The sequence below is a fragment of the Formosa undariae genome (assembly GCF_042427615.1).
GTDB lineage: Bacteria > Bacteroidota > Bacteroidia > Flavobacteriales > Flavobacteriaceae > Formosa > Formosa undariae.
The window spans coordinates 909,615-932,068 of the sequence record NZ_JBHMEZ010000003.1 but is presented as its reverse complement, the minus strand read 5'-3'; the positions used below and the strand labels follow the sequence as shown (position 1 = coordinate 932,068).

Annotated in this window: 21 protein-coding genes; 20 read left to right on the top strand and 1 reads right to left on the bottom strand. The window is 32.9% G+C overall.

Annotation, left to right across the window (positions count from 1 at the left end; all coding sequences use genetic code 11):
• Both ACFFVB_RS07190 and ACFFVB_RS07185 read left to right on the top strand, forming a co-directional pair.
• Complete coding sequence (locus tag ACFFVB_RS07190; RefSeq protein WP_382382040.1) at positions 1-639, top strand: hypothetical protein; 639 nt, start codon at positions 1-3, stop codon at positions 637-639.
• Positions 640-682: 43 nt separating this feature from the next.
• A complete protein-coding gene (locus ACFFVB_RS07185; RefSeq protein ID WP_382382039.1) occupies positions 683-1,102 on the top strand; it encodes a secondary thiamine-phosphate synthase enzyme YjbQ in 420 nt (139 codons plus the stop codon).
• A 322-nt stretch (positions 1,103-1,424) separates the two neighbouring features.
• Here ACFFVB_RS07185 and ACFFVB_RS07180 read toward each other — a convergent pair whose 3' ends face one another.
• Positions 1,425-2,237, bottom strand: coding sequence for an HAD family hydrolase (locus ACFFVB_RS07180; RefSeq protein ID WP_382382038.1), 813 nt, complete (start codon positions 2,235-2,237; stop codon positions 1,425-1,427).
• Between the two features lie 545 nt (positions 2,238-2,782).
• Here ACFFVB_RS07180 and ACFFVB_RS07175 point away from each other — a divergent pair.
• The 18 genes from ACFFVB_RS07175 (at position 2,783) to ACFFVB_RS07090 (ending at position 22,453) form a co-directional block, all read left to right on the top strand.
• The gene (locus ACFFVB_RS07175) at positions 2,783-3,664 is read left to right on the top strand and encodes an ABC transporter permease (protein ID WP_382382037.1); all 882 of its coding nucleotides are present in this window, start codon (positions 2,783-2,785) and stop codon (positions 3,662-3,664) included.
• Positions 3,665-3,990: 326 nt separating this feature from the next.
• Positions 3,991-4,350, top strand: a complete 360-nt coding sequence (locus ACFFVB_RS07170) for a four helix bundle protein (RefSeq protein WP_382382036.1) — start codon at positions 3,991-3,993, stop codon at positions 4,348-4,350.
• A gap of 257 nt (positions 4,351-4,607) precedes the next feature.
• Positions 4,608-5,516, top strand: a complete 909-nt coding sequence (locus tag ACFFVB_RS07165; RefSeq protein ID WP_382382035.1) for an NAD-dependent epimerase/dehydratase family protein — start codon at positions 4,608-4,610, stop codon at positions 5,514-5,516.
• Between the two features lie 399 nt (positions 5,517-5,915).
• Positions 5,916-7,193, top strand: coding sequence for an ABC transporter ATP-binding protein (locus tag ACFFVB_RS07160; protein ID WP_382382034.1), 1,278 nt, complete (start codon positions 5,916-5,918; stop codon positions 7,191-7,193).
• Positions 7,194-7,197: 4 nt separating this feature from the next.
• Entirely contained in the window at positions 7,198-7,989 is a 792-nt protein-coding gene (locus ACFFVB_RS07155; protein ID WP_382382033.1) for a hypothetical protein, read from the top strand.
• 234 nt (positions 7,990-8,223) lie between these two features.
• Positions 8,224-8,877: a CatB-related O-acetyltransferase gene (locus ACFFVB_RS07150; protein ID WP_382382032.1), complete on the top strand. Its 654-nt coding sequence runs from the start codon at positions 8,224-8,226 to the stop codon at positions 8,875-8,877.
• Positions 8,878-8,896: 19 nt separating this feature from the next.
• Complete coding sequence (locus ACFFVB_RS07145; RefSeq protein WP_382382031.1) at positions 8,897-9,712, top strand: glycosyltransferase family 2 protein; 816 nt, start codon at positions 8,897-8,899, stop codon at positions 9,710-9,712.
• 35 nt (positions 9,713-9,747) lie between these two features.
• Positions 9,748-10,941 carry a glycosyltransferase gene (locus ACFFVB_RS07140; RefSeq protein ID WP_382382030.1) on the top strand — a complete coding sequence of 398 codons (1,194 nt, stop codon included), beginning with the start codon at positions 9,748-9,750 and terminating at the stop codon, positions 10,939-10,941.
• An 85-nt stretch (positions 10,942-11,026) separates the two neighbouring features.
• Complete coding sequence (locus tag ACFFVB_RS07135; RefSeq protein WP_382382029.1) at positions 11,027-12,037, top strand: hypothetical protein; 1,011 nt, start codon at positions 11,027-11,029, stop codon at positions 12,035-12,037.
• A 21-nt stretch (positions 12,038-12,058) separates the two neighbouring features.
• Positions 12,059-13,081: a glycosyltransferase family 2 protein gene (locus ACFFVB_RS07130; protein ID WP_382382028.1), complete on the top strand. Its 1,023-nt coding sequence runs from the start codon at positions 12,059-12,061 to the stop codon at positions 13,079-13,081.
• Positions 13,074-14,198 carry a glycosyltransferase family 4 protein gene (locus tag ACFFVB_RS07125; RefSeq protein ID WP_382382027.1) on the top strand — a complete coding sequence of 375 codons (1,125 nt, stop codon included), beginning with the start codon at positions 13,074-13,076 and terminating at the stop codon, positions 14,196-14,198. The genes ACFFVB_RS07130 and ACFFVB_RS07125 overlap by 8 nt, the downstream gene beginning before the upstream one ends.
• 43 nt (positions 14,199-14,241) lie before the next feature.
• Positions 14,242-14,919: an acylneuraminate cytidylyltransferase family protein gene (locus tag ACFFVB_RS07120; RefSeq protein WP_382382026.1), complete on the top strand. Its 678-nt coding sequence runs from the start codon at positions 14,242-14,244 to the stop codon at positions 14,917-14,919.
• Positions 14,912-15,784 carry a sulfotransferase domain-containing protein gene (locus ACFFVB_RS07115; protein ID WP_382382025.1) on the top strand — a complete coding sequence of 291 codons (873 nt, stop codon included), beginning with the start codon at positions 14,912-14,914 and terminating at the stop codon, positions 15,782-15,784. The genes ACFFVB_RS07120 and ACFFVB_RS07115 overlap by 8 nt, the downstream gene beginning before the upstream one ends.
• Positions 15,781-16,830 carry an N-acetylneuraminate synthase family protein gene (locus ACFFVB_RS07110; protein ID WP_382382024.1) on the top strand — a complete coding sequence of 350 codons (1,050 nt, stop codon included), beginning with the start codon at positions 15,781-15,783 and terminating at the stop codon, positions 16,828-16,830. The genes ACFFVB_RS07115 and ACFFVB_RS07110 overlap by 4 nt, the downstream gene beginning before the upstream one ends.
• A 681-nt stretch (positions 16,831-17,511) precedes the next feature.
• Positions 17,512-17,898, top strand: coding sequence for an endonuclease domain-containing protein (locus ACFFVB_RS07105; protein WP_382382023.1), 387 nt, complete (start codon positions 17,512-17,514; stop codon positions 17,896-17,898).
• Between the two features lie 900 nt (positions 17,899-18,798).
• The gene (gene neuC, locus ACFFVB_RS07100) at positions 18,799-19,920 is read left to right on the top strand and encodes a UDP-N-acetylglucosamine 2-epimerase (protein WP_382382022.1); all 1,122 of its coding nucleotides are present in this window, start codon (positions 18,799-18,801) and stop codon (positions 19,918-19,920) included.
• A complete protein-coding gene (locus tag ACFFVB_RS07095; RefSeq protein ID WP_382382021.1) occupies positions 19,917-21,305 on the top strand; it encodes a hypothetical protein in 1,389 nt (462 codons plus the stop codon). The genes neuC and ACFFVB_RS07095 overlap by 4 nt, the downstream gene beginning before the upstream one ends.
• Positions 21,305-22,453, top strand: coding sequence for a glycosyltransferase family 4 protein (locus ACFFVB_RS07090; protein ID WP_382382020.1), 1,149 nt, complete (start codon positions 21,305-21,307; stop codon positions 22,451-22,453). The genes ACFFVB_RS07095 and ACFFVB_RS07090 overlap by 1 nt, the downstream gene beginning before the upstream one ends.
• Position 22,454: the final 1 nt, after the last annotated feature.

Here is a 22,454-nt window from a genome sequence, read left to right as displayed (position 1 = left end):
ATGAATTTAGTATTAGTCTACGCAGTTAGCTTTTTGGGATTATCCTTTTTGGTGCTAAACACTGTTTTATTTTTAAAGGATAGTGCTGTACGTGCAAGAGTAACTAATACATTTTTAACCTATTTAGTGGCACTATGCATTATAGAAATTAGCTGCCATGTTATAGGGATTTTGTATCCGTATTCAAATTTATTTATATCCCATTTTTATTTTGTATTTCAGTTTGTGTTTATGAGTTGTTTGTATTATAAACTATTTAAAGAACAGCGGATTAAATGCCTTATTGTTATTGTGTTTTGTATAGAAGTACTTGTTTTAGCATGGGGGTATTATGCGAATCCACAATTGTTTTGGGGTTTTAATATTTATGAAATTGTATCGACTTCGTTTATTTTAGTGTGTTATGCGTTGCTTTATATTTTTAAAAACTTGGAGGTTGAGCATAAGTATTTCAACTTTTCCATTGGGTTAATTCTATATTTATGTTGTAGTATCTCAATCTTTTTATCAGGACAACTAGATATGGTTTTATATGAAGATCCTTTTATAGACATATGGATTTTCAATTCATTGTTTTACATTATATTTCAATATATGGTCTATAGAGAGTATTTGTTTTTTAAAAAGCAAGTGGTATAAATGAGGCTTAAATACATTGATTTTTTAATTAAAAGTTTTGTGGATGGTGTATCAAAAGGAAATCAGTTTAAAACCGTATAAGCGCGGCTTTCATATTATTACGGAAACCATTATAAAAGAGTTTCCGGAACTAAACCATATAAAAGTGGGGATGCTACAAGTATTTATAAAACACACTTCTGCCAGTTTAACCATAAATGAAAATGCAGATCCTTCAGTGCGTGTCGATTTTGAGAGTCATATAAATACCATGGTTCCTGAAAACCAGCCGTATTATATACATACTTATGAAGGTGCCGACGATATGCCTGCTCATATTAAGTCGTCTTTAATGGGATCGAGTGTTCAAATTCCAATTACCAACGGCCGGTTAAATTTAGGGACTTGGCAGGGGATTTACCTCTGTGAACATCGCGATTATGGAGGAGCAAGGCAGTTGGTGGTTACGGCTTTTGGAGCTTAATGAGATTGGTTGTTATAAATAAAGAGAGATTCCTCTTGCGTTCGGAATGATATTACAATTAGTTTTTGTAGTGCATAATAGTGAGATGTGAATTAGCTGTGGGATTCTGAAACTAGTTCAGAATGACGGCGGTCGTTGGTATTTTGTTCTAAGGTGTAATAGACTAATTTCTCGTCATCTTTTGAGTTCCTTTTTTAGAGTACGTCATGCCGAACTTGATTCGGTATCGCATTCGAGTGCGTTTGTTATTCGATTGAGATTCCTTCGTGCCTCGGAATGACATTGGAACTTGGCAGGTAGTTGTGGTGTTGTAGAATGCTTCTTAGCGCTGTTTCTTCGCGGCAATTAATTCTTGTAGTACGGTTTCAACACCCAGTTCATCATTACTTTTAGTTTCAAAACGGGCTACAGCTTTTACATTAGGGTGTGCATTTTTCATCGCGTAACTAAAATAGGCACAGTCAAGCATTTCCAAGTCATTGTTATAGTCTCCAAAAACCATAGTTTCATCTTCGGTAATTCCAAATTCCTCTTGCACTTGTTTTAAAGCGAATCCTTTGTTGGCATCGTGATGAGAAATATCTAACCAATTCTGACCAGAGACCTTTATTTTAAATTCATCTTCTAAGTGTTTCACTTTGGGATAGATAAAAGCTTCAGAATCTTCTGTGTGATAAATGGCTAGTTTTAAAAACTCATCATCGGTCACTTCAGTAAGATCGGTTACGGTATTAAACTCGCTGTAGTATTCACTTAACAATTTCGGGAAATGAATGTCATCAGTTTCTATATAGGCCTTGTTTTTGCCACAAAGCACAATAAATGTCTTCTCGATGGTTCTTAGTAGTGGCAGTATAGCGTCGATTTTATCTTTAGACAATATCGTTTTTGCTAACTCTTTATTCCCTCGTTTTGTGAGTCCGCCGTTTTCTGCAATAATGGTTATCTCATCTTTAATGGGTTCAAGTTTTTCAACCATACTAAAATACTGGCGGCCACTAGCGGCAATAAAGTGAATATTATTAGCTTGTAGTTCACGAAATAAATCATAGAAATTAGCACTCACCTCTCCTTTAGAGTTTAGTAGGGTGCCATCCATATCAGTTACTACGAGTTTTACTTGAGATAATTCCATATAGTTTCTTTTTTTGAAGGTCCAAAAATACAGCATTAATTGGTGTTAAGGTGTTAAGTGGATGTTATTTTCGGTATTCTTGGGGTTTAGTGGGTGGTAGAGTAGTGGGGTAGTAGTGTAGTTGTTTGGTGGGATAGTGGAATAGTAGTGTAGTGGTTTGGTTGTTTGGTAGTGGTATATTGGGTTAGTTGTTCTATGGAATGCCGTGGTGTTTTTTGATTGTAACTTAAATTGTGAGATTCCTTCGTGCCTCGGAATGACGTGGGGAGTGATGGTTTGGTAGTTTAGTGGATTAGTGGTTTAGTAGTGTAGTGGGATAGTAATTTAGTAGTGTTGTGATGGGGTAGTAGGATAGTCGAGTAGTTGTTTTTGATTATAGACTTCGTTGTTCTATTTTTAAATGAATATCCGTGTCATTTTAATATTATATGACTTCATCATGATGTTATAAAGTAATCGAACTTTAACATCCACTAAAAACTACGAGTCACCAACTATGAACTAAAAACAATTTTGCTATATTAGCACGTCTAAAACAAGTGCTATTGAATTCTTCAAACCAACCCGAATTACCTTGGTTATATACCATATCTCCTAAGCGAAAACTAATAGATCTTAATTTTAAGGAAATTTGGAGGTATAAGGACTTATTATTTTTGTTTGTCAAACGTGATATCGTTACGGTTTATAAGCAAACTATTTTAGGACCGTTATGGTATTTTATTCAACCGTTATTTACGTCTATAATATTTACAGTCATCTTTAATAATTTGGCAGCCATTCCTGTAAAGGCTGGTGTGCCTGCATTTTTATTCAACTTAGCCGGAATTACTGCTTGGAATTATTTTTCAGCTTGTCTAACCGGTACCAGTGATACCTTTACTAAAAACCAGGCCATTTTCGGGAAAGTGTATTTTCCTAGAGTGATTATCCCAATGTCGATCGTGCTGTCTAATTTGGTGAAATTCGGTATCCAAATGTTAGTGTTTATTGGTTTCTATGTATACTTTATTGGTTTTACCGATAAGGCTTATGCAACTAGACCAGAGATGAGTTTGGTGCTATTACCCGTTCTCGTTCTTATTATGGGACTATTGGGATTAGGATTTGGAATGATTATTTCATCCATGACCACAAAATATCGTGATTTAACCTTTTTAGTCGGTTTTGGTGTGCAATTATTAATGTATGGTTCGGCGGTAATGTATCCGTTGTCCTATTTCGAAGAAAAACTGCCTAGTATATCTTGGCTTGTTGCTTATAATCCGATGACTATTGTTATCGAAGCCTTCAGACATATTATGTTAGGTGTTGGAACGATTTCAACCATGCAAATCATTTATATCGGTGCAGTCAGCGTATTGGTATTTTTATTCGGTCTGATTGTATTTAATAGTACCGAGAAGAAGTTTATTGATACGGTTTGATTTTGGTTTTTTGGAGGAGTGGAGGAGTGGTTTCTTGGTTTCTTGGTGTAGTGGTTTAGTAGTGTGGTGGTTTAGTGGTTTCTTAGGATAGTGGAATAGTAGTTTAGTGGTTTTTTGGAGGAGTGGAATAGTGGTTTAGTAGTGTGGTGGTTTCTTAGGATAGTGGAATAGTAGGTTAGTGGTTTGGTGGTGAAGTGGTTTTTTTATAGTAGTGTAGTCGGTTAGTGGTGTAGTGGTTTTTTGGAGTAGTGGTTTCTAGGAGGAGTGGAATAGTGGTTTAGTAGTGTAGTAGGTTAGTGGTGTTGTTAATTTTTAATAATTAAAATATGAATCATAAAGACTTAGATGTTTGGAAAGAATCTATGGTGCTGGTTACACAGATTTACCAGGTTACGAACCATTTTCCTAAGTCTGAAGTATATGGTTTGACCTCTCAAATGCGACGGTGTGCCGTTTCTATTCCGTCTAATATCGCAGAGGGGAGCGGCAGAAATGGATTCAAAGAGTTACATCGGTTTATAGGAATTGCTATGGGATCGGCTAGTGAATTAGAAACACAGGTGCTAATCGCTATACAATTAGAATTTATAGAAAAAGAAGCGGCTGAATTATTAGAGCTTCAAATTGAAAGTGTTAAAAAATTATTGGTGGGATATAAGAATTATGTGAAGCGTAGGTTGGAATAGTAGGTTAGTGGCTTCTTAGGGTAGTGGAATAGTGGTTTCTTGGTGTAGTGGTTTAGTAGGTTAGTAGTGTAGTGGTTTCTTAGGATAGTGGATTAATGGTTTAGTGGAATAGTGGTTTAGTAGTTTGGTGGAATAGTAGTGTAGTGGTTTAGTGGTTTAGTGGATTAATGGTTTAGTGGGATCATGGAATTGGGAGGAGTAGTGTCGTGGAATACCATTCCATATTTAAAGCTTGCAACGAATAAAGTAACAAGAAAATGATAACAATATTAATTACAGGAGGTGCAGGGAATATCGGTAGTAGCTTGGCGTATACTTTAGCTCAAGAGCCCGATACTCAGATTGTAATCGTCGATAATTTGCTGACAGGGAAAATAGAGCATATACCTCAATTGGCAAATATTCATTTTATAAATGCAGATGTCAACAATTACAAGGATATGTTACCTGTATTTGGGCGATTCGATATTAATTATGTGTTTCATTTGGCAGCTGTAGTCGGTGTAAAACGAACTCTTGAAAATCCGATAGCGGTGCTTCATGATATAGAGGGGATTAAACATATTTTATGCTTGTCTAAAAACTCCGGGGTTAAGCGGGTGTTTTATTCCAGTTCGTCCGAGGTGTATGGAGAACCTTTTGAAGTGCCTCAAAATGAAAATACCACGCCTTTAAATTCTAGATTGCCTTATGCTATTGTTAAAAATGTGGGGGAATCCTTTTTTAAGGCGTATCAGCAACAATATGGATTAGACTATACTGTATTCAGGTTTTTCAATACGTATGGTCCGCACCAAAGTGATGATTTTGTGGTGCCTCAGTTTTTACACGCTGCAAAACATAATAAACCTATAACGCTATATGGCGATGGGTTGCAGACCCGTTCGTTCTGTTATATACAAGATAATATAGATACCTGCGTCAATGCATACAAACATGATTTGTATGTTAATGATGTGCTGAATGTGGGTAACGATAAAGAAATTACCATACTCGAATTGGCGCAACGCATTCGTGCCTTTGCAAATTCCGAATCCGAAATTATTCATCTCCCCGCTTTATTGGAAGGCGATATGAAACGCCGTTGTCCAGATATTACTAAAATGAAAAAAGTGTTAGCACGAGAATTAATTACTTTGGAAGAAGGGTTGGCGATGATGGTTTAGTGGTTTGATGGGGTAGTAGTTTAGTGGAATAGTGGTTTAGTTGGGTAGTGGGGTAGTGGTGTAGTGGTTTAGTGGGATAGTAGTGTAGTAGTTTAGTAGTGAAGTGGAATAGTGGTTTGGTGGTGTCGTGGGTTAGTAGTGGAGTTATGGAGGAGAAATTGAACTATTTAATAATAAAGAATTAATAAAAACAATTAGATATGATAGTGTATCTATTAAAATAAAAATTAAAACGGGTATGTTGGGGTAGTGGATTAGTGATTAATAAACTAGTTAATGGGTATTATAAATTATTATATTTGACCCAATACTAAAGATTAAAAACGAACCAACAGCAGATTGCTTCACATCCGTTCGTAATGACGGTACTAAAAAATACCAACTAAAGATTACCAACTAATGATAATTCTAAAAGCCGAAAATATAAGTAAACAATACCGTTTAGGGGTCATAGGTACGGGGACTATTAGTCACGACTTAAACCGTTGGTGGCATAATGTACGCGGTAAAGAAGATCCGTATTTAAAAATAGGGGAAGAAAATAACCGCAGTACTAAAGGGAAAAGCGATTATGCTTGGGCTTTAAAAGATATTAATTTCGACGTGCAACAAGGTGAAGTCCTTGGTATAATAGGAAAGAACGGAGCAGGGAAATCTACACTCTTAAAAATATTATCTCGTGTAACTAGTCCGACCACAGGTGAAATTAAAACCCGAGGTCGTATTGCTAGTTTATTAGAAGTTGGAACAGGGTTTCATCCCGAATTAACAGGGCGTGAAAATATCTATTTAAATGGTGCTATTCTAGGAATGACCAAGGCCGAAATTAAAGCCAAAGAATCTGAGATTATAGAATTTAGCGGGTGTGAACGCTATGTGGATACTCCTGTAAAACGTTACAGTAGTGGGATGCGTGTGCGTTTAGCCTTTGCTGTAGCGGCTTTTTTAGAGCCTGATATTTTAGTGATCGATGAGGTGTTGGCTGTAGGCGATGCCGAATTTCAGAAGAAAGCCATTGGTAAAATGCAAGATATTAGTAAAGGGGATGGTCGTACGGTGTTGTTTGTAAGCCATAATATGGCCGCTGTAAAGAATTTGTGTACACGTGCTATTGTACTTGAAAATGGAACGTCTGTTTTTGAAGGGGCTACGGATGAGGCTGTAGATTTTTATCTTTCTAATCAGAAAGAAGGTTTGCAAAGTAATTTATTAGAACGTAAAGATAGAAAAGGGACAGGCGAAATTAAATTCTCAAAAGTAGAATTGTTAGATAGCAGAGGGATATCTGTATCAGAAGTTTTATCAGGAGCAAAAGCAAAGTTCCGCTTGTTTTTTGATTTAATCACCGAAATCGGACAAGAAAATTTAGTTTTTGGTGTAGTTATTAGAAGTTTAACAGAGGTTCATGTTGCTGACTTTTATTCCGATGAGATGCAAATACAGTTTTTAACTATATTACAGCAAGGATATGTTGACCTTGATTTTCCTAGGCTATTATTGCGTGGAGGGGAATATAGTCTAGATATAGTGGTTCAAAATGGGAAAATGGGAGCAAGCCAAATAGATCTATTACATCACGTCTTCGTTTTTACCGTATTTCCTGTTGATCTATGGGGAAGTGGTAAAGTAAATAGATCCAATAACGTAGCCATTTTAGAGGCAACATTTGTAGAATAAGAATATGAATATTAAGTTTTTTCTATATAAAGTAAAACAACGTATCAAAAGATTGTTTAAAAAGGATTACCGAAATCCTGAAAATATTAAATTAAGACAATCTTATGGCCATTATAAACGAGCTGTAATTCTAGGGTCAGGGCCATCTATAAAAAAATTAGATCTTACTACGTTTCAAGATGATTTTGTTATAACTATGGGGAATTTTTATGAGCATCCAGATATAGAAACTATTGCTCCTAATATCCATATATTTGCAGCGTCACATCTTCCAATTACAGAAAAAGTATTGCGAAATTGGTGGCAGCGTTGTGATGATATTTTACCAAAAAAAACAGCTGTTATGGTAGAACGTCGAGATTTATTTATAGCACAAGAGATTTTTAAAAATCGTAAATTATATCATTATGCTTACAATGGTAATTTACCTGTAGATTTTACAAAGCGCATTATGTCTCCTTGGAGTGTTACCATAGTATCATTACAATTAGCAATATATTGTAGAATCGACACAATAGGTTTTTTAGGAGTAAATCACGATTGGCAATGTATAAAACCTTATACTCATTTTTATGATCATGACAAACCGTCTTTAGAATATTATCTTCATAAATCTGGTATAGAAATTAGTTATGAAAAACAAAAACAACCGTTTCCTAAAGAACGTTTATATAGAGAGTATGAATTGTATCAACAATATGAGGTGCTAAAGAAAGAGGCAGAAAAATTAAATATTGAAATTATTAATTATGATCCGTTCTCGGACTTTGATGTATTTCAAAAGCAACCTATTTAATAAACTTATAAATTTTCAATCAGTTTATTATTAATGATGTTTTAAATTAAAAATTAAATTTTAGCAATCTATTACTGATTTTAGATTTATTTTAATTAAAGCAAACTCAGTAGATGTTAGTTAAACTCTATCATGAAAGTTTAAATACTAAATTTAACACATTTAATAATTGTTGGTTAATTCTTTTTGTAATGCTGCCATAAATAAATAATAAATTTATCAAGTATAGAGTGTATGAAGGCATATTTAGACAAATTAGTGTTTCGTTTGTTTTTGAAGATTAAGAGATTAACAAAAAAAACTATTGCATTTGATTGGATAGAAAATAAATTCAAAAGATCAATAAAAGAAGATAAGACTAAATTTTATGGCCCGTATAATATTGTGAATTCTAATATAGGTAAGGGAACCTACATTGCTTCAAATTCAAATATATTTTACTCTTCTATCGGTAAATTTTGTTCCATTGGTCCAAATTTTATTTCTGGTTGGGGAAAGCATCCCACAAATAGATTAACTACTAGTCCTTATTTTTATAGTACAAAAAAACAAAATGGATATTCAATTGCCTCTCATAACTTGTTTAATGAACATGAAAATATCGTAATAGGTAATGATGTTTTTATAGGAGCAAACGTTTCTGTTCTTGATGGCGTCAATATTGGTGACGGTGCAGTAATTGGTGCAGGAGCAGTAGTGTCTAAAGATATTCCTGCATATGCTATTGCTGTGGGGGTTCCTATAAAAATTATTGATTATAGATTTAATGATAAAACAATTGAGTCTCTTTTAAAAATTAAATGGTGGGATTGGAATGATAGTGATTTAGTTTTAATAAATAAATATTTTGATGATATTCAGGGGTTTATTGATAGTTTAGAAAAATAAAAAATATTATAGAAAATTAATGAAAACATTATCAATAATTACCATTAATTACAATAATCTAGCAGGTTTAAAAAATACTATGCAGAGTGTTCTTAAGCAAACCTATAATGGGATAGAATATGTAGTTATTGATGGTGGATCTACCGACGGAAGTGCTACTTATATAGAACAACATGGCCCTAAACTATCATACTGGATTAGTGAAAAAGATGCAGGAATATACAATGCCATGAATAAAGGGATTGCTCAAGTAAAAGGAGACTATGTGTTGTTTTTAAATAGTGGAGATACCTTAATAGAAAAATATAGTATTAATGAGGTTGTTAATCTTGGTTTAAATAAAGACATAGTTTATGGCAATTTATTAATGGTTTACAATAATAGATCCGTAATTAAAGAATATCCTAATAATTTGACCTTTAATCATTTTTATTATAAAGGGCATTTGCCACACCCAGCCTCATTTATAAAAAGGGAATTATTTAAATCTTTAGGTTCCTACCGTGAAGATTTTAAAATTGTATCGGACTGGGATTTTTTTGTTAAGGCCATATGCAAGTATAATGCATCTTATAAGCATATTAATTGTACGATAACTGCATATGATACAACAGGTATTTCAGCTAATCCTGAATTTAGAGATAGTCTATTAAAGGAAAGAGCACAAAGTTTACAAGAACATTTTCCGTTGTTTATAGAAGACGCATCGCGTTTAGTTGATTATGATAAACTTGCAAAATCTAGACATTTTAAAATATATCAAAGTCTAATAAAAAATAAAGCACTTAAAAAGTTAAATAAATTTAGAGTGTTATTATTAAATTTAGGTAAATAGCAAGAATAGAGGCATTGAATGATACAATAATTTATATGGTAACAGTTTTTCCGAATGTTTCGGAAACATTTGTTGTTTCAAATATTTTACAGGTTTTAGATCAAGGTAAAAAAGTTATAATATTAGTTCAAAAGAAAAAGAGTAGCAAAAATTCGTCTCAATCTGAATTGTATAAGCGCTATAATTTAGACGAAAAAGTATTAGAATTTCGAGAGCCCAAAAAATCTTTTCAGAGATACTTTAAAGCTATAATTCTCCTTCTAAATCCTTTAATTTTTTTCTATTTTATTAAATGTTGTATAGCTTTACAAAGAATTAGTTTAGAATTTATTTTTAAATTAAACTATTACAAGCCCTATCGAAAGGCAAATCTATTTCATATTCATTTTGCCTTTTCAGGAGATTTAGTTCCTCTTTTAAAAAAAATAGGTTTTATAAAATCCAAAATAATTGTAACGTTCCATGGTATTGATGCTTTTTTAAGAGAAGAAAAAAAATATTCTAATATTAAGAAGCGGTACGATGTTATTTTTGAAACTGTAAATTTAATAACAGTAAATACACCATATTTAAAAGAAAAAGTAATCGGTTTAGGGTGCTCATCTAATAAAATTAAGATTGTTCCTGTGGGTATAAATTTAAAATTATACGCTCCGAAAATTTTACCTAAAATTTTACCTGATAAAACATCTATTCGATTAGTTAGTATAGGTAGATTAATAGAATTAAAAGGACACGAATATGGTTTAAGAGCGGTTAAAATATTAATAGATAAAGGAGTTAATATACATTATAGCATTATAGGGACTGGAAATTTATTTGAATATTTACGGGGTTTAGTTAATGAATTAGAATTACATAATCATGTTGAATTATTAGGAGCTTGTTCTCAGGAATTTATAATAAAAGAATTGGAATTGAGTCATGTTTTTCTAATGTTATCTATAACAGATAGTGAAGGTAGAGCGGAAGCGCAAGGCTTAGTTACTGCAGAAGCTCAGGCTATGGGATTACCTATTGTAGGTTTTAAAAGTGGAGGTGTTCCTTACGCTGTTAGTGCTAAAACTAGTATACTTGTAGAGGAAAAGAATATTAAAGAATTATCTTCTGCAATTATTGAATGTGTTCAAAACCCGGAGCGGTATAGTAGAATGAGTTTAGAAGCAAATGCATGGGCAAATAATAATTTTGATGTATCAAAAATGGTTGATGCTTATTATAATATATAAAAATTAAAACGTTTAATGAAAGCAAACCAATTAATATCAATTATTATTCCCACATATAGTAAGTTATGTATCTTAAATTATATATATGATAAACATAAAAAAAAGTATTAAAGGTATATATCTAAAACTTAAATATGGTGTGAGGGTATCATCTTCTGATAAAGTTATACTAATAAATATTGAAGAAAATAAGTTTAATAGATATCTGTTTCCATTTGTTCATATGATTAGCTCAAATGGCTATAAACCTATTTTACTTTTAAATTTCTCTCAGTTAGCACATTTATCTTATGATAAGTATCAAAAAATGATTTTTGATAGAGGTCTTCTGTTCGTGACAGTAAAAAATATGAATATAGTTAAAACTATAAATTTAAGTCCAGATTATTTTAATGCTTTAAATAATGATAGTCTTAGAGATAGTATCATCCCTATGCCTATGCATCCTTCAATATATTCAAAAGGAATAACAATAAAAAATATAATTCAAAATAACAAAAATATATTTTTTGCAGGTACAACTATAGGAGGAGTGTATAATAAAAGACAGGTTTTTGAAGGGATTATTTCTAGATTTGAAGTTTTAGATTATATAAAAACATTTAAAAATAGCATTAATGTAAAATCTAAGAATCAATTTGAAAGATTAGATTTAGATAAAGAAAAATCATATTATATGATTTATGAAAGGCATAATTTTAATTTTACTCAAGAAGAGTTATTTATAGAGTTAACTAATAATTCTTTTTTTTTAGCACTACCTGGAACACTTATGCCGTTATGTCATAATATTATTGAAGCCATGTATTGCAGAGCTATACCAATACTACAAGATGTTTATGCTCATATGTTTCCTATATCACTTAAAGATGGGGTTAATTGTCTTATTTTTAAAGACTTTGAGGAGCTTAGTAATATATCGAAACAAATTGATCAAATGACTATTAATGACATTGAAAATATGCAAAATAATGTTATAAATTATTATAAAGATTATTTAAGTGAGAGTGCAATAACTAATAAAATTTTAACAGAAGGGATGGAAAAGTTTTATCTTCAAGCGGAAGGACATAGTGTTACGTTATACAATAATTAAATATTAAGTTTTTTGATAGATATGGAAAACCAAAATCTAATATCAATTATTATTCCCACTTTTAATCGAGCGAGTTTAATAGGTGAAACTTTAGATTCTGTACAGGCACAAACTTATACATATTGGGAATGTATAGTGATAGATGATGGCAGTACAGATGGCACTGACCAGCTCATGTCCGAATACATAGCTAAAGATTCTCGTTTTAAATACCTCCATAGGCCTCAAGATCGTTTGCCGGGTGGTAATGCCGCACGCAATTATGGATTTGAGTTAAGTAAGGGTGAATATGTGAATTGGTTTGATAGTGATGATTTAATGTTGCCAGATTTTTTAAGTTCGAAATTAAATTTACTTATAGAAAATGATTCTTTAGATTTTAGTGCATGTTATTCACAAATATTTAAAAATTCTCCGAATAATATTATTAACGAGGCAAAACCGTTAATAACAAATTCTGTAAATTACATAGAAGATTATATGTTTAATGGTTTGTTTTTTGATACAGCAGGTCCCTTATGGAGAAAGTCTTTTTTAATAAAGAATAATCTTAAGTTTGATGAGGTTTTATTGCGCTCTCAAGAACGAGATTTTCATTTTAGAATTTTATTTGCAAATCCTAATTTTTCATTTGTAGTTAAAAAGCATTTATTTTTAAGTAGAGAAGGTGAAGATAACAGTATTTCAAAAAATTTTTCAAAAAGCTTCGATTTACAATTGTCGAATTTTATGTATTTCAATAATGCGTTTAATTTAATTTATGAATCTGATATAAAGTGTGACAAAATAAAACTTTTACGATATATTTTTTATAGGCAAAGTGTGCATTTTTATACTATGTTCACTATGAATAATGTTTCATTAAACAAACAGTTGTATTTTTATTTTAAATATTTCCCAGCTTTAATAAAGTATTTAAAAGGTTCTAAGTTAGGATTAGAGTATTTTGCAAAAATATGTTTCGGAAGTGGAATAATGTTGTTTTTTAATAAAGGATATAAGTTTTTTCATTTTCCACAATTCAATTATAGAAAAAATGACTAATCAAGTTCAAACCATATTTATATGTCAATTTCCAATGCCTTTCGATAAAATTGCAAGTTGGACTACTATGTATAATTACTTATTAAAGAAACACAATCCCTTCGATTATATAATTTGTCCTAAACCGAATAAAAAAGCGAATTCAGATTATGTGTACTTAAGAGACATCAGCTTAATAGATAGAATAAAAAATAAGGTAGATAATCGTAGTTTATATTCTAATTATATAGAAGCCTTGAAAGCGGTAATAAATAAAGATAAAAAATACATTATTCATATTGTTGATAATTCAGGTGTAGTGTTACCTATTCATTCTTTTTTAAGTGATAATTTTGAAAGAAAAAATTTCTATATACAATATTATTACCAAGGATTTAATCCAATCTACAGTTCTGTTAAAGGTCAAAACTTTATATATGCTTTAAATGAGATATTTTTTTTAACAGGGTTGTCTTATAAAGCGTTCTTAGGTTATTATAGCGATTTTACTCCAAAAGCTAGAGTTCTTTATAATGGTACTGATAGTGATAAATTTAAAATAGTAGATAATACAATAAAAGTAGATTTAAGAACTCAATTTAAAATACATGGAAAAATGGTTTTTATTTGGTGTTCTCAGGATAGACCTAAAAAAGGATTAGATTTTATATTAGATGTTTGGAAAAAACTATATTCTAAATATTCAGATAAAATAGTATTGTTTGTTGTAGGGGTTAATCGTGAAATTGAATTAGAAGGCGTTATAAATGTAGGTAGAGTGCCAAATCATGAATTGCCTAAGTATTATCAAATGTCTGATGTCTACCTGTTTCCATCGTTATGGAAGGAAGGCTTTGGAATAGTATTAGCAGAAGCCATAAAGTGCGGGTGTTATGTGATTGCTTCTAAGCAAGGAGGAATCCCTGAGGTTTTACAATTTGGTAAATTAGGAAAATTGATTGAAAACCCAAACTTTGAAGAAGAGTGGCTACAAGCAATAGAACATGTAATTAATGATAAAACACTTCTTTTAGAATTAAAAAACGACAATAACATTTTAAATAATCTTTACGATATAAATGATTGGTCTAATAAAATCAATAGTTTTATAACAGAAGCAAAAGAGTCTATCTTATAGTTGTATAAGACAAGTGGGTTTATTTTAATTTCAAAGTGTATAAATGATAAAAAAAGAGTCTAAAACTATAGCCATTATACCTGCCCGAGGAGGATCTAAACGTTTACCTTTTAAAAATATTTTACCTTTAGGAGGTATGCCATTGTTAGCGCATAGTATACAATATGCATTGTTACAGTCTCAAATAGACGCAGTGTATGTAAGTACAGATGATGAAAACATAAAACAAATCGCTTTAGAATATGGTGCTTTAGTGATTGATAGACCTAAAGCTTTATCTGGTGATTTAGAGCCTACTATAAGTAGCTTACAACATGCACTAAAGGAATTAAATGATGATGCAATTAAAACTGTGGTTTTACTGCAACCTACAAATCCATTACGCCCCAAAACACTATTTAAAGATGTGTTTGCTCAATTTAAATCTAAGAATAGTGCTAGTATATTTACAGTGAGTCGTAATTATGATAAATTAGGTAAGATTGCAAATGGTAAATTCGTGCCTTTTAATTATACGCCTGGTCAACGCAGTCAAGATCTTGAACCTTTATATTACGAGAATGGCTTGTTATATATTAGCTCTGCTGATGCTTTACTTAAAGGAGTTATTATGACAGAAGATGCCTTGCCTTTTATTGTAGAACATCCTTTTGCTAAAGTGGATATTGATACCCAAGAAGATTTTGATTTAGCAGACTATTATTTGAAACTCCATGACTAAACCACAAGTATTTCATATCGGTATTCCAAAATCAGGGACGACTACTCTGCAAAATATCTTAAATAATGATGATAGGCTATTTGTGTCTAGGTCTAGCGTATTTACAACAAAAGATTGGTGGTTTAAAGGCAGTGCATTAAACACTTCTACAGATAAAATTGTTATCGAAAGTAACGAAACAATTATTAGTGGTGGTTTTAATAAAGTTAAATTTATTCAGGTTGTAGAACGATTATATAGAACAAATAAGAATGCTCAGGTTGTTGTTACCATTAGAGAGCAACGCAGTGCACTTAATTCTATGTTTAAATATCATATTAAAAACAATTATGAAGGTGTAGAATCTTTTCAAAATTGGTTATATAATTCTAATTTAGGTATGGACTATATTAGCCTGTGCATGTATAGTAACATAGCGAAGACTTTATTGGCTTATTTTCCAAAAGAACAAATCCATTTTTTATTTTTTGAAGAATTAAAGATTAATCCTATACTTTTTTATGAAAAAATTTATGCTATTATAGGAATACCTCTTCATTCTAGAAATATTGATAGTGAAGCTAGAAATGTCATGGGATATAATGCAGATCAATTATATACTCTAGCTTGTATAAATAAGTATTCATTTACCAAAGCAAAAAATTCAGGGTATGGATATTTCAAAGGACTTAGATCATTGGAGAATAAACTTAAATTTGCATTTGTAAAACGATTTTATTTAAAATGTAATATAGACTTTTTTTCTATTGATAAAGTTGGTAATATTCAGAATGTCTACGACGATTTTAAATATAATAATCAGATTTTGATAGATCTAGGATTTGTCACAGAAGATGAAATAAATAAATATAATTACTTAAGATGAAAATTAAATCTCCATACATAGAAATTTCTGGCCGTAAAATAGGGTTAGATTATCCGCCACTAGTTATTGCAGAAATTGGTATTAACCACGAGGGTTCTTTGGTAGTTGCTAAAGAGATGGTCGATGCAGCGGCACGTGCTGGTGCAGAAATGATTAAACACCAAACGCATATTGTTGCAGACGAAATGAGTGGTGCCGCTAAAAAAGTCATACCAGGGAATGCAGATATATCGATATATCATATAATGGAGCGATGTGCTTTAAATGAAGCAGATGAATTGGCTTTAAAAACCTATGTTGAAAATAAGGGTATGATCTTTATTTCTACCCCATTTTCAAGAGCGGCAGCAGAACGTTTAAAAAACTTTGATATTCCTGCCTATAAAATTGGATCTGGAGAATGCAATAACTATCCCTTACTCGAACATATTGCGCAGTTTGGTAAGCCTGTTATTTTAAGTACAGGTATGAATACGATAGAGAGTGTGAAAAAAGCAGTCGCTATTTTTGATAAATATAAAGTACCTGTTGCTTTATTGCATACCACTAACTTATACCCAACGCCAATACATTTGGTGCGTTTTGGAGCGATGCAAGAATTACACGATGCTTTTCCTAATAAAGTCTTTGGATTAAGTGATCATACTTTAAATAACAATGCTTGTTTGGGAGCGGTAGCTTTAGGAGCAAGTATTTTAGAACGTCATTTTACAGATCATATGCAACGTACTGGCCCGGATATCGTGTGTAGTATGGATGAACAGGCGTGTAAAGATCTTATTGTGAACAGTGCTGAAATGGCACTTATGCGAGGTGGAACGAAAGCACCGGCTAAGGAAGAGCAAGTGACTATAGATTTCGCTTTTGCAACTGTTTGTACTATAGCTCCGATTAAAAAAGGAGAGGTGTTTACTAAAGACAATATTTGGGTAAAACGCCCTGGAACGGGGGAGATTTTAGCAGAACATTTTAATGATCTGTTGGGGAAAAGCGCTAATGTAGATTTGCCTGATGATGTGCAGTTGAGGTTGGAAGATGTAGAGTAGATTGGTGTTTAGTGTGGCATACCCGTAGTGGGGCACATATGTAGAGGGACACACCCCTGACCCCTCTCTAGAGGGGAGTTGCATTGCGTTTTTATAATTAATTAGGAGTGAATTACAAAATGTTGTATTATAAATTAAAAGTTTAAATTTCCCGAGAAGTTTAGGATTGAGTATTCCCCTCTCAAGAGGGGAGTTGCATTGCGGTTTATATTAATGTTTATTGGGGTGATTGTGATTGGTGTTTTTAGTGTATTCTTCAATATAATTTTTTTCAGTTTATTAAATAGACCTATAAATTTAGGGCTTGAGTATTCCCCTCTTGAGAGTGGCTAGGGGTGTGTTATTTATAAGAGTAAGTAACCCCTAAAACATGTTCTAATAAACTGTAAATATAGATTTGTATCACAATGCTATATGGAATGAGATTTCGAATGACACACCCCGACCCCTCTCAAGAGGGGAGTTGCATTGCGTTTTATATTGATGTTTATTGGGGTGATTGTGATTGGTGTTTTTAGTGTATTCTTCAATATAATTTTTTCAGTTTATTAAATAGACCTATAAATTTAGGGCTTGAGTATTCCCCTCTAGAGAGGGGCTAGGGGTGTGTAGTTTATAAGAGTAGGTAACCCTAAGTATGTCCTTATAAAATTGTAAATTTAGGTTAAACCTAAATGCGCTATGAAAAAGCGAAAGATAATCCCTTACGACCCAAAGTTAAAAGCCTATGCTAGAGAGCTAAGAAATAACTCCACCAAAGCAGAAATATACTTGTGGTTAAAACTCAAAGGTAAACAAATGCATGGTTACGATTTTCATAGACAAAAGCCAATAGATCAATTTATACTGGACTTTTTTTGTTACGAATTGATGCTAGGGATTGAGGTTGATGGCTACACCCATGAATTGCCAGAGGTCTTAAGTAAAGATGAAATCAAAGAAAGGCGACTGAATCAATTGGGTATTCAAGTATTAAGATTTTCAGATGCAGAAGTTAAGACACAAATGGAGAGTGTGCTTTGTGCTATTGCTGATTATATTGAAGATTATGAAAAAGGGTGTAGCTGAGATTGAGTGAAGCGTAACACACCCCTGGCCCCTCTCGAGAGGGGAGTGCATTGCGATATTTTAAGTGATTCGGAGTGAATTACAAAATGTAGTATTATAAATTAAAAGTTTAAATTTTCTGGGAAGCTTGGGCTTGAGTATTCCCCTCTCAAGAGGGGAGTTGCATTGCGATATTTTAATTAATTAGGAGTGAATTTCATAATTAAGTGTTGTAATTAAAAGTGTAAACTTATTGAGAATTTTGGGACTGAATATTCCCTTCTCAGTAGGGGAGTTTTGATTGCGGTTTTATAAGTGATTAGGAGTGAATTACAAAATGTAGTATTATAAATTAAAAGTTCAAATTTTCCGGGAAGCTTGGGCTTGAGTATTCCCCTCTCAAGAGGGGAGTTGCATTGTGGTTTTGATGAGAGTTTAGATGTGTAATTGTAATAAATATTTCAAGGGGCTTTTTAGTTGAATATTGTACGTAGCATGACACACCCCTTGCCCCTCTCAAGAGGGGAGTGCATTGCGATATTTTAATTAATTAGGAGTGAATTTCATAATTAAGTGTTGTAATTAAAAGTGTAAACTTATTGAGAATTTTGGGACTGAGTATTCCCTTCTCAGTAGGGGAGTTTTGATTGCGGTTTTATAAGTGATTAGGAGTGAATTACAAAATGTAGTATTATAAATTAAAAGTTCAAATTTTCTGGGAAGCTTGGGCTTGAGTATTCCCCTCTCGAGAGTGGCTAGGGGTGTGTTCTACTCCAAAAGCAACAAAAAGTCAGACTTATGTTTTTAGATAAAAAACAATTATGTAAACTTATTTAGACCTAGAGAAATACATTAAAATTAGTATCTTGACCCCTTGATTTACGAATCATATGTCATTATCCATCTAGAGTCCATCCAAATATGAAAAATATCCTGTTTCTAACAGGCACGCGCGCCGATTTCGGAAAAATTAAATCCCTTATAGAAGTCGTAGAACAAGCCGCTGCATTCACGCCTTATGTGTTTGTAACTGGTATGCATCTGCAACATACTTATGGGTATACTTTAGTGGAGATTGAACGTTGTGGATTTTCTAATGTTTACACCTTTGAAAATCACACAGATGAAACGACTATGGATCTCACCTTAGCGAAGACTATAACCGGTTTGTCTGAATACGTTAAAATATGTAACCCTGATTTAATTGTTATCCATGGCGATCGTGTAGAAGCCTTAGCAGGGGCTATAGTGGGAAGTTTAAATAATATTTTGGTGGCTCATATTGAAGGTGGTGAAGTGTCTGGAACTATAGATGAATTGATTCGTCATGCCACCAGTAAAATGAGTCATGTGCATTTTGTATCTAATGCGGAAGCTAAAAGACGCTTGATGCAAATGGGTGAATTAGAGGATGCTATTTTTGAAATCGGTTCCCCCGATGTAGATGTTATGTTTTCTAAAAACTTACCTGACTTAGAAACGGTAAAGTCCTATTATGAAATTCCTTTTAATCAGTACGCTATTGTTATGTTTCATCCTGTAACAACAGAGTTTGAAGATATGGAACGCTACGCGCATGCATTTGTAGATGCCTTACTCAAAGACACTCATAATTACGTCGTGATTTTTCCTAATAATGATTTAGGAAGCAAGGCTATTTTACAAGCCTATGAGCGATTAAAAGGAAACTCGAGGTTTAGAGTCTTTCCTTCTTTGCGTTTCGAATATTTTTTAACCTTATTAAAACATGCCGATTTTATTATAGGAAACAGTAGTGCTGGTGTGCGAGAAGCCCCTTATTATGGCGTTCCTGTTATAAATATTGGCTCTCGACAAAATAATAGGGTGTCCCATACCGATATTGTAAATGTAAACTACGAAACCGTGACTATTAGTGAGGCTTTGCTAACCATAGCAACGAAAACCTGTAAGAATAGTACACCTAGTTTTGGGACAGGCCAAAGTGCGGACTTGTTTTTGAAAACTTTAAATCAAACGGAATTGTGGCATTTAAACCATCAAAAGCAATTTCGAGATATATGAATACGAAAAGAACAATTCTATTTTTAGTTCCCGATGGTGTAGGTATTAAAAACTATCTCTACTCAAATGTTATTAGATACTTAAAGGAGGGGAATGCACGTATTGTTATATGGTCGCCATTGCCAGAAGCGATGTTTAAAGAAGTGTCAGATTTACATGGCATTACTTTGGAATATAAGTATATGCCTTTGATTGCCGAACCGCCTTTAACTCGACTTTATAGAGAAGCTACAACCTACGCGCGTCTCCTTAGAAATAGTAAATTAAAGAATAATCCATCTATATTAAGCAATTGGAGTCTTCCCCAAAAAAACATAAAACTAAAAGTATTGTACCTAGCTGCCGTGCAATTGGGACGTTTCTTAGCTAAAGATTATGATCGTCTGTTAAGCTATGAGGAAAAAAGTAAACAACATTGGTCTAAAGCACTAATAGAACGTTATAAGGCTGATTTAGAGATTTTACAACCCCTTTCTATATTTATAACACATCAGCGTGTGGCGAGTTTAATGCCTATCTGCTTAGCTGCAAAAGCACTACGTATAAAAGTAGTGACTGCTATATTTTCGTGGGATAATTTGCCTAAGGCACGATTGTGCGTGAGTGCAGACACTTATTTGGTTTGGGGTGATTGGATGAAAACAGAAATGGCCGACTATTACCCGGAAATACCGGCAGCACAGGTAAAGTTAGTAGGGACACCACAATTTGAATTTTATTTAGATAACACTCGAAGACAGGATAGAGCTGCGTTTGCCAAACAACATGGTTTAGATATAAATAAGCGTTGGGTGTGTTTTAGTGGTGATGATGTTAAAACATCGCCTTATGATGCCCTGTATTTTAAAGATGTTGTAGAGGCATTACAGCCTTATAAAGAAACTATTCAATTAATATTTAGGAGATGTCCAGTTGATTTTTCTAGTCGCTATGATAGTGTTTTAGACATCAATACTGATTTTGTGTTTGCTATAGATCCGTTATGGCATATCCCTGAAGGCGGGTGGACAGGTTATGTGTCGAAATATGAAGATGTGGCCATGCAAGTTAATTTAGCATCGCATTGTGATGTGGTTATAAATTTAGGATCTACGATGGCTCACGATTTTACTATGTGTGGTAAACCGTGTTTATACTTAAATTATAATCCAGTAAGTGATGTTAACTGGAATGTGGAACGTATTTATCAATATCAACACTTTAGAAGTATGGCAGATTTAGATGCTGTAGGATGGATTTTAAATAAAGAGAGTATTGGAGATCAGGTTTTAAAAGCGATAGCGCATCCAAATGAAATAGGTGGTCAACGTAAAGCTTGGGTTGAAAAAATTGTCTTACACCCTGTGAAAGAAAATTCAGTATTAATAGCAAAAGCGATAGTATAATGCATATTTGTTTTATAACCAATGAATTTCCAAAACCAGGCTTTTCTCATGGAGGAGTTGGTACGTTTGTCGCCACCTTAGGTAAAGCTTTGGTAACGCGTGGTGTACAGGTAAGTGTAATTGGAAAAAACCAAGAGTCAAAAGAAGAGAGAGGTTTAATAGATGGTATATATGTTTGGCGTTTAGTTCCAAAATCAGTAAAAGGATTGCAATGGTATTTTAATTCGAAAGCTATAAGTAATGCCATAGCACTTAGGCATAAACAGCAGCCTATTGATATTGTGGAAACCCCAGAGTTAGGATTGGCTTTTTTGTCTAAAATAAAAGGTGTAAAATACATCATAAGAATGCATGGTGGGCATCATTTTTTTGCAAAAGCAGAAGAGCGTTCTAAGCAATGGAAGCATGTATTTGAAGAAAAACGCTCATTTGGAAAAGCAGATGCTGTTTTAGCAGTGTCAAATTATGTAAAAGATACTACAAGAACACTTGTTAATTTGGGAGATATACCCATAACTGTAATATACAATCCAATAGATGTTTTTAAGTTCGAACATAATTATGAGTTTGACGTAAATCCATATTCTATATTTTTTGCAGGTAGTTTGGTGGAAAAAAAAGGTGTTCGTCAATTGGTACAGGCATTAGAATTCTTGATACCACACTTCCCTAAAGTGCATTTGTATATCGCTGGACGTGATGCAATGGTTCCTGGAACTAGAACTCCATATCGTCCAATTTTGGAAGCAGCAATTACAGATAAGCTTAGTAAATACATTACATTTTTAGGAGTATTGCCAAACAATGAAATGCCCAAATATATATCGGAGGCTGCTGTTTGTTGTTATCCGAGTCACATGGAAGCTATGCCTTTGGCGTGGCTAGAAGTATTAGCTTCGGGAAAAATATTTGTAGGCAGTACTACAGGGCCAGGCCCTGAAGCTGTAAGACATATGGAAACAGGTTTGCTTGCGAACCCTTTTAATCCAAAAGATATTGCTGAAAAAATAGCCTGGGTATTTAATCATGAGGCAGAAGCTAAAACGTTAGGGAAAGTAGCACGAGAAGATGTTTTAAAACGTTTTAATGTAGATGTGATTGTTAACGAGAATATTGAATTTTATACGACGTTGTGTCATTCAAATTAGT

What these genes read in the sequence shown, in the direction of transcription:
- ACFFVB_RS07130 (WP_382382028.1), top strand. Translation starts at nt 12,059, where the DNA reads ATGGAAAACCAAAATCTAATATCAATTATTATTCCCACTTTTAATCGA.
- ACFFVB_RS07150 (WP_382382032.1), top strand. Translation starts at nt 8,224, where the DNA reads ATGAAGGCATATTTAGACAAATTAGTGTTTCGTTTGTTTTTGAAGATT.
- ACFFVB_RS07190 (WP_382382040.1), top strand. Translation starts at nt 1, where the DNA reads ATGAATTTAGTATTAGTCTACGCAGTTAGCTTTTTGGGATTATCCTTT.
- ACFFVB_RS07185 (WP_382382039.1), top strand. Translation starts at nt 683, where the DNA reads ATGGTGTATCAAAAGGAAATCAGTTTAAAACCGTATAAGCGCGGCTTT.
- ACFFVB_RS07155 (WP_382382033.1), top strand. Translation starts at nt 7,198, where the DNA reads ATGAATATTAAGTTTTTTCTATATAAAGTAAAACAACGTATCAAAAGA.
- ACFFVB_RS07105 (WP_382382023.1), top strand. Translation starts at nt 17,512, where the DNA reads ATGAAAAAGCGAAAGATAATCCCTTACGACCCAAAGTTAAAAGCCTAT.
- ACFFVB_RS07140 (WP_382382030.1), top strand. Translation starts at nt 9,748, where the DNA reads ATGGTAACAGTTTTTCCGAATGTTTCGGAAACATTTGTTGTTTCAAAT.
- ACFFVB_RS07110 (WP_382382024.1), top strand. Translation starts at nt 15,781, where the DNA reads ATGAAAATTAAATCTCCATACATAGAAATTTCTGGCCGTAAAATAGGG.
- ACFFVB_RS07115 (WP_382382025.1), top strand. Translation starts at nt 14,912, where the DNA reads ATGACTAAACCACAAGTATTTCATATCGGTATTCCAAAATCAGGGACG.
- ACFFVB_RS07135 (WP_382382029.1), top strand. Translation starts at nt 11,027, where the DNA reads ATGATAAACATAAAAAAAAGTATTAAAGGTATATATCTAAAACTTAAA.
- ACFFVB_RS07170 (WP_382382036.1), top strand. Translation starts at nt 3,991, where the DNA reads ATGAATCATAAAGACTTAGATGTTTGGAAAGAATCTATGGTGCTGGTT.
- neuC (WP_382382022.1), top strand. Translation starts at nt 18,799, where the DNA reads ATGAAAAATATCCTGTTTCTAACAGGCACGCGCGCCGATTTCGGAAAA.
- ACFFVB_RS07125 (WP_382382027.1), top strand. Translation starts at nt 13,074, where the DNA reads ATGACTAATCAAGTTCAAACCATATTTATATGTCAATTTCCAATGCCT.
- ACFFVB_RS07090 (WP_382382020.1), top strand. Translation starts at nt 21,305, where the DNA reads ATGCATATTTGTTTTATAACCAATGAATTTCCAAAACCAGGCTTTTCT.
- ACFFVB_RS07165 (WP_382382035.1), top strand. Translation starts at nt 4,608, where the DNA reads ATGATAACAATATTAATTACAGGAGGTGCAGGGAATATCGGTAGTAGC.
- ACFFVB_RS07180 (WP_382382038.1), bottom strand. Translation starts at nt 2,237, where the DNA reads ATGGAATTATCTCAAGTAAAACTCGTAGTAACTGATATGGATGGCACC.
- ACFFVB_RS07160 (WP_382382034.1), top strand. Translation starts at nt 5,916, where the DNA reads ATGATAATTCTAAAAGCCGAAAATATAAGTAAACAATACCGTTTAGGG.
- ACFFVB_RS07095 (WP_382382021.1), top strand. Translation starts at nt 19,917, where the DNA reads ATGAATACGAAAAGAACAATTCTATTTTTAGTTCCCGATGGTGTAGGT.
- ACFFVB_RS07120 (WP_382382026.1), top strand. Translation starts at nt 14,242, where the DNA reads ATGATAAAAAAAGAGTCTAAAACTATAGCCATTATACCTGCCCGAGGA.
- ACFFVB_RS07145 (WP_382382031.1), top strand. Translation starts at nt 8,897, where the DNA reads ATGAAAACATTATCAATAATTACCATTAATTACAATAATCTAGCAGGT.